This is a genomic window from Rhodococcus sp. IEGM 1307, from assembly GCF_030056915.1.
GTDB classification, from domain to species: Bacteria; Actinomycetota; Actinomycetes; order Mycobacteriales; family Mycobacteriaceae; genus Rhodococcus_F; species Rhodococcus_F opacus_D.
On the sequence record NZ_JASHKW010000009.1, the window covers coordinates 124,421 to 136,999 of the forward strand.

The 12,579-nt window shown below is 67.8% G+C and carries 13 protein-coding genes; 6 read left to right on the top strand and 7 right to left on the bottom strand.

What is annotated here, in order from left to right; genetic code table 11:
- The first annotated feature begins 17 nt into the window (after positions 1 to 17).
- From QM841_RS19265 to QM841_RS19280, 4 genes are all read left to right on the top strand, one after another.
- Positions 18 to 977, top strand: a complete 960-nt coding sequence (locus QM841_RS19265; RefSeq protein WP_283333150.1) for an ABC transporter permease — start codon at positions 18 to 20, stop codon at positions 975 to 977.
- On the top strand, positions 974 to 1,906 hold the full coding sequence (locus QM841_RS19270; RefSeq protein ID WP_283333151.1) for an ABC transporter permease: 933 nt from the start codon (positions 974 to 976) through the stop codon (positions 1,904 to 1,906). Before QM841_RS19265 ends, QM841_RS19270 begins: the two co-directional genes overlap by 4 nt.
- Before the next feature lie 14 nt (positions 1,907 to 1,920).
- Positions 1,921 to 3,570 carry a dipeptide ABC transporter ATP-binding protein gene (locus QM841_RS19275; protein WP_283333152.1) on the top strand — a complete coding sequence of 550 codons (1,650 nt, stop codon included), beginning with the start codon at positions 1,921 to 1,923 and terminating at the stop codon, positions 3,568 to 3,570.
- 181 nt (positions 3,571 to 3,751) lie between these two features.
- On the top strand, positions 3,752 to 4,897 hold the full coding sequence (locus QM841_RS19280) for an FUSC family protein (RefSeq protein WP_283333153.1): 1,146 nt from the start codon (positions 3,752 to 3,754) through the stop codon (positions 4,895 to 4,897).
- A gap of 8 nt (positions 4,898 to 4,905) precedes the next feature.
- Here QM841_RS19280 and QM841_RS19285 read toward each other — a convergent pair whose 3' ends face one another.
- Positions 4,906 to 5,301: a VOC family protein gene (locus QM841_RS19285; protein WP_283333154.1), complete on the bottom strand. Its 396-nt coding sequence runs from the start codon at positions 5,299 to 5,301 to the stop codon at positions 4,906 to 4,908.
- Between the two features lie 39 nt (positions 5,302 to 5,340).
- On the opposite strand from QM841_RS19285, the gene QM841_RS19290 reads away from it, so the two are divergent.
- Entirely contained in the window at positions 5,341 to 6,177 is an 837-nt protein-coding gene (locus QM841_RS19290) for a nucleotidyltransferase domain-containing protein (protein ID WP_283333155.1), read from the top strand.
- A 12-nt stretch (positions 6,178 to 6,189) separates the two neighbouring features.
- Here QM841_RS19290 and QM841_RS19295 read toward each other — a convergent pair whose 3' ends face one another.
- The 6 genes from QM841_RS19295 to pdhA all read right to left on the bottom strand — a co-directional run bounded on the left by QM841_RS19295 (position 6,190) and on the right by pdhA (position 11,961).
- Positions 6,190 to 6,624: a VOC family protein gene (locus QM841_RS19295; protein ID WP_283333156.1), complete on the bottom strand. Its 435-nt coding sequence runs from the start codon at positions 6,622 to 6,624 to the stop codon at positions 6,190 to 6,192.
- A 98-nt stretch (positions 6,625 to 6,722) separates the two neighbouring features.
- Complete coding sequence (locus QM841_RS19300; RefSeq protein WP_283333157.1) at positions 6,723 to 7,139, bottom strand: TIGR03667 family PPOX class F420-dependent oxidoreductase; 417 nt, start codon at positions 7,137 to 7,139, stop codon at positions 6,723 to 6,725.
- A 74-nt stretch (positions 7,140 to 7,213) separates the two neighbouring features.
- Entirely contained in the window at positions 7,214 to 8,587 is a 1,374-nt protein-coding gene (lpdA, locus tag QM841_RS19305; protein ID WP_283333158.1) for a dihydrolipoyl dehydrogenase, read from the bottom strand.
- A complete protein-coding gene (locus tag QM841_RS19310) occupies positions 8,587 to 9,819 on the bottom strand; it encodes a dihydrolipoamide acetyltransferase family protein (protein WP_283333159.1) in 1,233 nt (410 codons plus the stop codon). The genes lpdA and QM841_RS19310 overlap by 1 nt, the downstream gene beginning before the upstream one ends.
- Entirely contained in the window at positions 9,816 to 10,820 is a 1,005-nt protein-coding gene (locus tag QM841_RS19315; RefSeq protein ID WP_283333160.1) for an alpha-ketoacid dehydrogenase subunit beta, read from the bottom strand. The genes QM841_RS19310 and QM841_RS19315 overlap by 4 nt, the downstream gene beginning before the upstream one ends.
- Before the next feature lie 4 nt (positions 10,821 to 10,824).
- The gene (gene pdhA / locus QM841_RS19320; RefSeq protein ID WP_283333161.1) at positions 10,825 to 11,961 is read right to left on the bottom strand and encodes a pyruvate dehydrogenase (acetyl-transferring) E1 component subunit alpha; all 1,137 of its coding nucleotides are present in this window, start codon (positions 11,959 to 11,961) and stop codon (positions 10,825 to 10,827) included.
- A gap of 135 nt (positions 11,962 to 12,096) precedes the next feature.
- Between pdhA and QM841_RS19325 the strand changes: the two genes are divergently transcribed.
- Positions 12,097 to 12,573, top strand: coding sequence for an Lrp/AsnC family transcriptional regulator (locus QM841_RS19325; RefSeq protein ID WP_280779499.1), 477 nt, complete (start codon positions 12,097 to 12,099; stop codon positions 12,571 to 12,573).
- Positions 12,574 to 12,579: the final 6 nt, after the last annotated feature.

The window sequence follows — 12,579 nt, forward strand, 5'->3', positions numbered from 1 at the left end:
ACACAGGACTCGACATCATGGTGACCTATCTGGCCAGGCGGCTCCCGTCGGCCGTCCTCGTACTCTTCCTCGCCTCACTCCTCATCTTCGCGATCCTCCGCCTGGTTCCCGGCAGCCCGGAGGAGACACTCGCCGGTGCGGACGCCTCCCCGGAACAGTTGGCGGCCGTGCGTGCTGATCTCGGTCTGGACCGGCCGTTGGTCGCGCAGTACCTGTCCTGGCTCGGTTCCCTGTTCCGCTTCGACCTCGGCAAGTCCTACATCGTCGGCGGGTCGATCGGTGACCTGATCGCCTACGGTGCCCAGAACACGGTGGTGCTGGCGGCGTCCGCGCTGCTGATCGCGGTGGTGTACGCGCTCGTCGTCAGCACCGCTTCGGTGATCTTCCGCAATCGGCTGCTCGACGCCGTTGTGACGGTGAACAACTCGATCGCGGCGGCGCTGCCCATCTTCATCACCGGGACGCTGCTGGTGCTCGTGTTCGGGATCCTCTGGCCGATCCTGCCGTCGGGTGGGACCCCACCGGACGGGTTCCTGACCCGGCCCGACATCGCCGCGCAGTATCTGGTTCTTCCGGCGATCACCCTGGCGATACCGGCGGGGGCCGCCCTGACCCGATTCCTGGTGGAGGCGTTGCACACCGAGCTGCGGCAACCGTACGTCGTGACGGCACAGTCGCTCGGTGTCAGCCGTCGGCGCATCGTCCTGGCGCACGCGCTGCCGAATGCGCTGCCGTCGGTGTTGACCGTTCTCGGACTGACCGTGGGCGGGTTGCTCGGCGGGGCCGTGCTCGTGGAATCGATCTTCGTCTGGCCCGGCCTGGGGCTTCTCACCGAGGAGGCGATCAACAGCCGTGACTATCCGCTCGTGCAGGTGTTGCTGGTCCTCTCCGTCGCGGTGTTCGTGGTGTTGCAGCTGCTCACCGACGTCGCCCACGCCTGGCTGGATCCCCGTATCCGATTGGGAGGACAGGCATGAGTGAGCTGGTCGATCGTAATGTGACGACACCGGAATCGTCGCTTCCCGGCGGCCCCGCGGACCTGCGGCCTGGCCTGGTCCCGGAAACCCCGGCGGATCGGGATCCACGTCGCAGCACGGAACCGTTGTGGCGCAGTCTGACGCATGGCCGAGGTCTGGCCGGCGCGGTACTCGTCGGGATCGTGGTGCTCCTCGGGGCGCTCGCCCCGGTGCTGGCTCCCTTCGCGCCGGACGAGCAGTTGGACGCGTCATTCCTCCTCGGCCCCAGTTCCACACACTGGCTGGGCACCGACGATGTGAACCGCGACGTGTTGTCCCGGGTGTTGTTCGGGATTCGCGCCGACCTGGTGATCGTGTTCGTCGCTGTGCCCGTCGGCGCGATACTCGGATCACTCATCGGTCTGGTGGCCGTCATCCGGGGCTACACCGATGTCGTCGCGCAGCGCGTATTCGACGTGATCCTCGCGTTCCCGGCGCTCGTCCTGGCGATCGCCCTGACCGCCGTGCTCGGGCCCGGGGTCCGCGCGATCGTGCTGGTGATCGTCCTCGCCGAGATACCCGTGTTCGGTCGGCTCATACGTACGTCTGTATTGAGGGTGCGCGAACTTCCCTACGTCGAGGCCGCCGTGGTCTCGGGTGCGAGCACCGGCTGGGTTCTGCGCAAGCACGTTCTGCCGAACTCGATCGAACCACTCGGAGTGCAACTGGCGCTGTCGATGTCGGTCGCCGTGTTCATCGAGGGTGCGATGAGCTTCCTCGGCATCGGTGTGGTGCCACCGACTCCGTCGCTCGGCTCCATCCTCAGCGACGGCAACCGCTATCTCGAGACCAACCCGCTGTTCGCGGTCGGTCCCCTGGTGGTCGTCTCCCTGCTGACACTCGGCTTTCTGCTGATCTCCCAGGCATTCGCGCACGCGCGGCGCCTGTAGAAAGGACCACCTTCGTGACCGCAGCATCCTCCACTCCCGCCCTCGACGTGACGGACTTGCAGGTGGCGTTCAGCCATCCGCGCCCCGCCGTCCGGAGCATCGGTCTCCGCGTGAACCGGGGCGAGATCGTCGCGCTCGTCGGCGAATCCGGATCCGGCAAGTCGATCACCGCCCGCGCCGCGATGGGACTGCTCCCGCACACCGCAATCGCGACCGGTTCCGTGAAGGTCGACGGCGTCGAGGTGCTCGGCGCATCCGAACGCGAACTCGAGGCCATCCGCGGCGGACGGGTCGCGATGGTCTTCCAGGAGCCGCAGACGGCGCTCAATCCTGTGCGCACCGTCGGCTGGCTGATCGGTGAGGCCCTACGTGCCCACGGTCATTCAGGCCGAAATCGGTTGCGTGAACGCGCCATCGAACTGCTGGCCCTGGTCGAGATCCCCGAACCGGACAAACGCATCGACTACTACCCGCACCAACTCTCCGGCGGCCAGAAGCAGCGTGTGGTCATCGCCCTGGCCCTGGCCAACGACCCCGTCCTGCTCCTGGCCGACGAACCCACTACCGCGCTCGACGTCACGGTGCAGGCCGAGATCCTCTCCCTGCTCCGTCGGCTGCGAGACCGAACGAATGCCGGCATCCTGCTGATCACCCACAACCTGGGTGTCGTCGCCGATATCGCTGACAGCGTGGTGGTGCTCCAGCTCGGCGAGGTGGTCGAACGCGGTGAGGTCACCGAGATTTTCGCTCGAGCTGAGCACGAGTACACCCGGCATCTGCTCGATTCGGTCCTCCGCCTTCCGCAGCCGAGCGAGTATTCAGAACCGGTCGCCGGGGTCGAGGAAGCAGGCACCCCGGTCCTGGACGTCGACACCGTGTCGGTCGTCTACCCGGGTCGGCGCGGTCAGGCGGCGTTCCGCGCGCTCGATAACGTGTCATTGAAGCTGGCCGCGGGTGAGGTGCTCGGCGTGGTCGGCGAATCCGGTTCGGGAAAGACCACTTTGGGTCGCGCGATCGCCGGATTGATTACTCCGGCGACCGGGGCGATCCGCGTCGACGGCCGAGATGTCGCCGCCACCCGCGGATCCGCGCTGCGGGAACTGCGTCGTCGGCTGGCGTTCGTACCGCAGGATCCCGCCGCCTCGCTCGATCCCCGCTTCACGCTCGAGGAGAGCATCGCCGAGCCCCTCGACATCCACCGGGTCGGCACCCGCGCCGAGCGACGCAAGAAGGTTGTCGACCTGCTGGATGCGGTCCGGCTGCCGGCGTCGTTCGCCACGCGGCTGCCGTCCGAGTTGTCCGGCGGGCAGCGCCAACGGGTCGCGTTGGCCCGGGCCCTCGTGCTGGAGCCCACCCTGCTGATCGCCGACGAACCGACCAGCGCCCTGGACGTCTCCGTGCAGGCCGACGTGCTCGAACTGTTCGCCACTCTCCAGCGTGAGCTCGGCTTCGCGGCGGTGTTCATCAGCCACGACCTCGCCGTGGTCGAGCGGGTATCCACCACGGTCGCCGTGCTCCGGGCCGGGCAACTGGTCGAGACCGGCCCCGCTACCAGCGTGCTGACCCACCCTCGACACGACTACACGCGACGACTCGTGGCCGCTCTCCCGATCCCGGACCCCGTGGCGCAGCGTGCCCGGCGACAAGCGACGGCAGCGTTGTGACCCGCATCGCCCGAAACCACGTGGATAACGTGATCTGCGCTATGAAAGCGGCGACTTTTACACGGGCGTAAGAAATCCAGGACAAGCTTGCGAAGGCTTGTCCACCGGCGATCGTCGGCCGCGGCGGGCTCTACAGAATGTGCTCCTGCCCACGTGTGACCGTCCAGAAAGCTGTACCACTGTGCTCCAGCTCATCTCGATACTCGCCCTTCTCAGGAAGGTCGGTTCCACCGCACTGCCGTCAGTGCGCGCCGCGTTGCTCCGCTTCGCGGGGTACCTGGTGCCGATCGCGCAGACGGCGGTCACCGCGGGGGCGGCGTGGTGGGTGTCGGTCGAGGTGGCCGGTCACGAACAGCCGCTGCTGGCCCCGCTGGCGGCGGTCGTGTGCCTGAGCGTCGCGCGGGGCGCCCGCAGCCGCCGGGCCGGCGAGTTGATCGCGGGCGTCACCATCGGAACGATCGTCTCGGACGTCGTCGTGCGGTACATCGGCAACGGGCCGTGGCAGATCTGCCTCGTGGTGGCGGTGGCGATGTCTTTCGCGGTGCTCCTCGACGGTGGTTCGGTGATCGTCCTGCAGGCGGGTTCGTCGGCGGCGTTGGTCGCAGCCATGGCATCCGCTACGAGCGCCCACCCGTTCGACCGTGTCGTGGACGCACTGATCGGGGGTGCGCTCAGCCTGGTGGCGCTGTCCGTGTTGCCCACCGACCCGGTGCGACGGACACGCCGGTGCGCCGCCGCTGTGCTGGACAGCGTGGCCGCGGCCCTCCGTCAAACGTCGAAGGGCCTGGCCGCGGGTGACGTCTCCGCTCTGGAGGATGCTCTCGCACTTGCCCGTTCGACGCAGTCGACCATCGACAGCATGCGCGTCGAACTCCGCTCCGGATCCGAGGTGGCCCGGATCTCGCCGATTCACTGGCGGGGACGTCGCCGCATCGGCCGGCTGGCATCGATTGCCGACCCGATCGACAACGCCGCACGCAACACCCGGGTCCTGGTGCGGCGCGCCCTGATCGCCACGTACGACGGCGAGCGAGTCGACCCGCAATTGGCGGACGCCGTCTCCGATCTGGCGCACCACGCCGACCGGATGCGGCTGATGATTCTCGCGACTCCCGCGAAGAAACCCAACGAAATCCAGATCAGCGACGAACTCGAACGATTCGCCCGCTCACTGCCGCAGCAGGAGGTCTCGGCGGGGTTCTCCGCAGCGGTCGTCTCCGCGCAGGTCCGATCCATCGTCATCGACTTCTTCGAAGTGTGCGGCATCCCGCGCGCCGTCTGCCGGCCGATGCTGCCCCGCCCCGCCCACTACGCGGGTGCCGCGTAGCGCAAGACTCAGGACATCTCGAGTCGGCACTGTTCGGGTGCGCGAGAGTTGTCGATGACGCAGAACCGATTGCCCTCGGTGTCCTCCAGCACCACGAAGTCCGAGTCCTCGGGGTACCGGTCCCACGGCACCCGCTGCGCGCCGAGACCGACGAGTCGTTCGATTTCCGCGGCCTGGTCCTCGCTGTCGCGGGCGTGCAGGTCGAGGTGCAGCCGAGGCTCGGGCTCCGCGTCGTGTTCGCTCTGCTGGATCGCCAGCAGTGGTCGGCCGTCGGGCAGCGTCAGGTTGGTGAAGTCGTTGTCGCCGACGGGCGGGAGCGCCGTCAATCCGAGTGCCTCGGTCCAGAACCTGGTTGCACGCCCGATGTCGCGTGCTCCGATCACGGTCGTTCCCAAGATGAGCATGAACCGAATTTATCCGCTGCGCCGGGCCGGCGGTGGACGATGTGGGGTGTGGAATTCGACGACCTGGTGTTGCGCCCCCTGGCCGAACGCTTGTGCCGCGTCGATGGCGTCGTCGGCGTCACCCTCGGCGGCAGCCGCGCCCGAGGGACGCACACGGCGGAATCCGACTACGACCTGGGCGTCTACTACCGCGGGGCGCTCGACACCGGCGGGCTGAACGACCTCGCGCGGGAGTGGGCGGGCGCCTCGGCATCGGCGACCCGGACGGGTGAGTGGGGACCGTGGGTCGACGGCGGTGCGTGGCTGTCGATCGACGGCCGGGCGGTCGACTGGCTGTATCGCGACCTCGACCGGGTGACCGCGGTGTGGCAGGACACCCAGCAGGGTGTGTACGGGTTTCACGCCCAGACCGGTCACCCGTTCGGGTTCGCGGACTTCGCGTACGCGGGCGAACTCGCGTCGGCGGTGATCCTCGCCGATCCGTCCGGACGCATCGCTGCTCTTCACGCCGGCATGCAGCACTACCCGGACCCGCTGCGCGAAGCCCTGGTGCGGCGACTGTGGGAGGCGGACTTCGTCACCGTGCTGGCCCGCAAGGCGATCCCGCGTGCCGATGCGACGTATGTGGCGGGATGCCTGTTCCGTGCGGTGTGCCTGTGCGCCCACGCCCTACACGCGCACGCCCGGCGCTGGGTGATCAACGAGAAGGGCGCCGTGGCTGCCGCCGGTGCCCTGCCGAACGCACCCACCGATTTCACCGCTCGCGCTCACGCCGTCCTCGGCCGACTCGGAACGACGCACGACGAACTGACCGCCGCCCTCACCCTGGCCGAACAACTCGTCGACGACACCCGCAACGCCTGTCCCCTGACGTGAGCGTGCGAACCCTCAGCCGTTCTCCCCGAACCGGCCGCGGGCCTCGACCGGAATCAGGGGCTTCTCCGCCCGCGCCTTGATCTGCTGGACCGCCCACGTATTGCCGTCGGGATCGGCGAATCCGAAGAAAGTTCCCCCGTCACGCTCGTCGAACACGGTGATCTCGCTGACCTCGACACCCCGATCGAGCAACTCCTGGCGGGCCGCGGCGGCGTCGGCGACCACCAACTGCAGTCCCCTCATCGACCCGGGTGCCATCTCCGTCTGCGACGGGAGGTCGCCGATCACGATCGAGCAGCCCGAACCGGTGGGGGTCAGCTGAACGACGTGCATGTGCTCGTTGGTGGTGTCGTGGTCGAGATGGAAGCCGAGCTTGTCGCGGTAGAACGCGACGGAACGATCGATGTCACTGACGGGCAGAACGACCACTTCGAGTGTCCAGTCCATGATGCGAGTTCCTCCGTATCGGTGGGGAGCGAATTGCTCCGCATCAGATGGTGGCGCATCGGGGACGTCGGTGCCGTCGTTCTGCCCAGAACTCTGGGTTACCAGCCGCGCAACCGGTCCGGGGTGACGCGGACGAGCGTCGAGTAGTCCTGCCGGAACTTCTCGGGCGTGTAGTCCAGACCGGCCATGTCCTCGCGGTACTTCTCGACGTAGGTTTCCCACTCCTCCGGCGAGGGACCGTCCGCGTCGACGCGGGCCTTCCCGGTGAACACCGACACGTCACCACCCGTGGGGCTGCTGTTGAAGTTCAGCGCGACCTGCGGATTCCTGCCGATGTTCGCGAGCTTGGCGGTGCCCGGTTGACTGAAGATCAGGAATTCGGTGCCCGACCAGCTGAACCACACCGGGGTGGGAACCGGCGTGTCGTTGCGACCGACGGTCGTCAACCACACGATGGCTTCGTGGGCCAACCGGTCGGCGACGGGTTCGGTGATCGCGGACGCTGAAAGAGTCATGGCGTTCTCCTGTGTCGTTTCCGATATCAACCGCGGACCGGTGCGCGATCTTCCCCGACGCGGATCGAATGCGTTCAGCCGTGCGCGTGCAGCGGCTTTCCCGACAACGCCAGCATCGCTTCGCCCAGTGCTTCGTTCTGGGTGGGGTGCGCGTGGACGAACGGTGCGACGTCGGTGGGCAGGGCCTCCCAGGCGACGGTCAGCTGGGCCTCGCCGATCAGCTCGCCGACGCGGTCGCCGACCATGTGCACACCCACCACCGGGCCGGTGTGCCCGGCTCGGACGACCTTGATTCCGCCCGACGTCTTCAGGATCTGGCTCTTGCCGTTGCCCGCAAGGTCGTACACGACGGCCGTGACGTCGCCGTACCGTTCGCGGGCGGCATCCTCGGTGAGTCCGACGGACGCGACCTCGGGGTGCGAGTACGTCACCCGCGGAACGAGATGCTCGGCCACGGGAACGGGATCGAGGCCGGCGATCTCTTCGGCAACGAACACACCCTGCTGAAAGCCGCGGTGCGCCAGTTGAAGTCCGGCCACGATGTCGCCGACGGCGTACACACCGTCGACGGGGGTGCGCAGCCGCTCGTCGGTGACGACGAACCCACGGTCCAGGGTGATGCCGTGTTCCGCGAACCCGCTGTCACCGGTGCACGGTCCGCGCCCCACCGCCACCAGCAGGATCTCCGCCTCGAGGGTGTCGCCGCCGTCGAGTTCCACGAGAACGCCGTCCGCGGTTTCCTTCGCCGCCGCGACCGTCACCCCAGTGCGGGCGGCGATACCGCGCTTGCGGAACGCGCGTTCGAGTTGCTTCGAGCACCACGGATCCTCCGCCGCGACCAGGCGGGGGAGCGCCTCGACGACAGTCACTTCCGCACCGAACGAGGCCCAGACGCTGGCGAACTCGACGCCGATCACGCCACCGCCGAGAACGATGGCCTTCTTCGGGACGAACCCGAGATTCAATGCGTCGTCGCTGTTGACGATGCGCTCACCGAGTTCGATGGACGGCACCGTCCGGGCGTAGGAGCCGGTCGCGAGAACCACGGACGTCCCGGTGTAGCGGGTGCCGTCCACCTCGATCGTCCTGTCTCCGAGATACTTTCCGTGCCCGCTCACGACGCTGATCTCGTGCTGGGCGACCAGGCCCTGCAGTCCCCTGTGCAACCGGTCGATCGTGTCGTTCTTGTACTGGTGCACCGCCTCGATGTCGATGCCGTCGAACGTCGTTCGCACGCCGAACGCGGCACCGGTCCGCGCGGTGTCGGCGACCTCGGCGGAATGGAGGAGCGCTTTGGTCGGGATACAGCCCCGGTGCAGGCAGGTTCCGCCGATCTTGTCGGCTTCGATCAGTGTGACCGACAGGCCGAGCTGCGCGGCTCGGAAGGCGCAGGCGTAACCGCCGGAACCGCCACCGAGGATCAGGACGTCACTGTGGGTGGTGGTCATCAGAGCCTTCCCAGCACGGTGATCGGGTTCTCGAGGTAGTCGGCGAACAGTCTGAGGAACCCGCCCGCGACACCGCCGTCGCATACGCGGTGATCGAAGCTCAGCGACACCTGGGTGACCTTCCGAACGGCCAACTGCCCGTTCACCACCCACGGTTTGTCGATAATGCGGCCGACGCCGAGGATCGCGGCCTCGGGATGGTTGATGATCGGGGTCGAGCCGTCCACACCGAAGACGCCGTAGTTGTTGAGGGTGAACGTGCCACCGGTCAGTCGTGCCGGCGGGAGCGTCCCCTCACGGGCCAGCGCCGTCGTGTCCCGCAGTTGCCGGGCCAGTTCGACGGTGGTGAGCGAGTCGGCCTTTCCGATCACCGGGACGACCAGGCCGCGCGGTGTCTGCGCCGCGATGCCGAGGTGGACGTGTCCGTATCGGACGATCTCGTTGCGTTCGGTGTCGACGGTCGAGTTCAGTTCCGGGTACTGCTTCAGCGCCGCGAGGGCCAGACGCGCGAGCAGGGCCATCAGGCTCACGCCGGCGTCGGCGTCGAGAGTGGCGTTGATTGCCCGGCGGGCGGCGAGGAGGTCGGTGGCGTCCACGTCGACCCAGGTTGTCGCGTCCGGGATTTCGCGTCGGCTCGTCGACAGCTTGTCGGCGACCGCTTTCCGCAGGCCCTTGATCGGAATCCGCTGCGCGTCGGCTGTCTCGGGTGTGGCGGCGAGTGCCTTCTCGACGTCGGCGCGGTTGATCACACCGCCGGGACCGCTCCCGGGCAGCCGCGACAGGTCGAGATCGTTCTGCCGCGCGAGGTTGCGGACGACCGGCGAGATGACCCGTGGCGCAACACCGGTACGGTTCGGTTCCGGTCGTGTGACCTCGCGTGTCACGCCGACCCGTCGGCGACGCCGTCGCATGTCCTCGCTGGTGCCGTACCCGATCAGGACGTTGCCCGAGCCGGCTTTTTCTTCTTCGCGGTACTGCTCGTGTGCGGCGGGGGTTCCGCTGACGGTGATGAGCGGGGTGCCCACCTTCAGCGTCGAGCCTTCGTCGCCGTGCAGGGAGATCACCGTGCCCTCGAAGGGAATCGGCACCTCGACCGCGGCTTTCGCGGTTTCGACCTCGACGACCACCTGGTCGATGGTGACGGTGTCGCCGACCCGGACTTTCCATTCGGCGATGTCGGCCTCGGTGAGTCCCTCGCCGAGGTCGGGGAGCAGGAAGACCTGGTTGTTCATGCGGTCACCGCCCAGCGGGTGTCGACGGAGTCGTTCCACTGCAACCGGTCGACGCTGTCGAGGACACGGTCGACGCTCGGCAGGTGGAGGCGTTCGAGTTTCGGTGCCGGGTAGGGGATGTCGAATCCGCTGACCCGCAGCACCGGCGCGTGCAGGTGGTGGAAGCAGCGTTCCTGGACGCGGGCGGCGATCTCGGCGCCGACACCGGCGAACCCCTGCGCCTCCTGAATGACGATGCAGCGGCCGGTCTTCCGGACCGACGCCATGACGGTCTCGTCGTCGAACGGCACGATCGACCGCAGGTCGATCACCTCGATGTCGTGCCCCTCCGCCGCGGCCGCTTCGGCAGACTCGAGCGCGACGGTCACCGACGGCCCGTACGCGACGATGGTCGCGTCCCGGCCGGGACGCCGGACGGCGGCCTGTCCGATCGGTGCGCCGACCGCGAGGTCGACGTCGGCGCGGGAGAAGTACAGACGTTTCGGTTCGAGGAAGATCACCGGGTCCGGGTCGTCGATCGCCTCGCGCAGCAGGGTGTAGGCGTCCTCGACGGTGGACGGGGCCACGACCTTCAGCCCGGGGGTGTGGGCGTAGTAGCCCTCGCTGGAGTCGCAGTGGTGCTCGACCCCGCCGATGCCGCCCGCGAACGGGATCCGGATGACGATCGGCACGGACAGCGCACCCTTGGTGCGGTTCCGGATCTTCGCGACGTGGGAGACGATCTGCTCGAACGCCGGGTAGGCGAACGCGTCGAACTGCATTTCGACGACCGGCTTGAACCCGGACATCGCCATGCCGATCGCGAAGCCGATGATGCCGGATTCAGCGAGCGGGGTGTCGAAGCACCGGTCGGCACCGAAGTCTCGGGTCAGGCCGTCGGTGACGCGGAAGACGCCGCCGAGGGCGCCGACGTCCTCGCCGAAGACGACGACGTTCTCGTCGGCGGTGAGGGCGTCGCGCAGTGCGGTGTTCAGGGCCTGGGCCATGGTGAGCACGGGCATGGTGTCAGTTCTCCTCGGACTCGGCGGCCAGTTCGGCTTCCGCCTGCGCTTGCTGCTCTCGAAGTTGCGGGGTCTGTTCGGCGAAGACGTACCGGAACAGGTCCATCGGGTCGGTGGGCCGGTCGACGTTCATGCCGGCACGCAGCGCGGATGCGGCGGCCTCGGAGTCCGCGGTGAGGGCCTCAGACGATGCGTTGTCGAGCAGGCCCTTCCCGCGCAGGTACTTCTCCAGCCGGGCCAGCGGGTCGCGGCCGAGCCACTGTTCCACCTCGGCCGAGTCGCGGTAGCGGGTGGCGTCGTCGGCGTTGGTGTGCGCATCGATCCGGTAGGTGTGGGCTTCGACGATGACGGGACCGTTGCCGGCGCGGACGAAGTTCGCGGCCTCGTCCATCACGGCGAGCATGGCGACCGGGTCGTTGCCGTCCACCTGCTCGGAGCCGATTCCATAGCCGACCCCCTTGTGCGCCAACGTGGGCGCCGCGCTCTGCCGGGCGAGCGGCACACTGATCGCGAATCCGTTGTTCTGCACCAGAAACACGACCGGCGCCTTGAACACGGCGGCGAAGTTGAGGGCCTCGTGGAAGTCGCCCTCACTGGTCGCGCCGTCGCCGCAGAACGCCAGGGCGATCGTGTCGTTTCCCTTGCGGTGTTCGCCGTAGGCCACACCCGTCGCGTGCAGGAGCTGGGTGGCCAGCGGGGTGCACTGCGGGGCGCTGCGGTGGGCGGCGGGGTCGTAGCCGCAGTGCCAGTTGCCGGCGAGCATGCTGAGGATCTCGACCGGATCGATGCCGCGGGCGGCGAGCGCGACCGAGTCGCGGTACGTGGGGAACATCCAGTCGCCGGGTTGCAGGCTCATCGCCGCCGCGATCTGGCAGGCCTCCTGACCACGCGACGACGGGTACACGGCCAGCCGGCCCTGCTTGGTCAGAGCCGTCGCCTGCTGATCGAAGCGCCTGCCCAGCACCATGTTCCGGTACATCTCGATCAGACGATCGTCGCTCGGCCTCGGATACCGGGCCTCGCTTTCGGTCAGCTCACCGGCCGCGTCCAGATACTGCACCGCGCACTCGGCGGGAAGGAACTTCCGATACGGCGTCGCCAGGGGCGGCTCTACGAGCGTCACGTCTACCTCCAGATGCATTGTGTTCGTCAATGCTCGCAACTGAACGACCTATCGACAACGACAAGGCGGAATCAGAGACAAACGGTCTAGAATCGGCTCATTGAGGGCAGAATGTCTCACCGGAGTGTGAGCGACCACAGTAGGGATGGACAGATGGCCGGCGGCACAGCGGACACGTATGAACTCGACGCCATCGACCGGCGCATCATCAAGGAACTGGTCGCCGACAGCCGCATCTCGATGCGGGCGCTGGCGGAGAAGGCGCACATCTCCCGCGCGCACGCCTACGTCCGAATCGAGCGGTTGCAGGAGGCGGGGATCATCGAAGGCTTCACCACCCGGATCTCGCACTCCAAGGCGGGACTCGGCTCGTCCGCGTTCATCGCCCTCTCCATTCGGCAGGACTCGTGGCGGGGGATCTCCACCCAGCTCCGGACACTGCCCTTCGTCGAGCACTTCTCGCTGTTGGGCGGCGATTTCGACGTTCTCGTCCTGGTGCGCGCACCGGACAACAGCGCACTGCGTCATGTCGTCCTCGAACGGTTGCAGAGCCTCGAGGGTGTGCAGTCGACCAAGACGTGGCTGATCTTCGAAGAAGACAACGGGCCCGGACCGGAATGGGTTCGTTGACGGGAC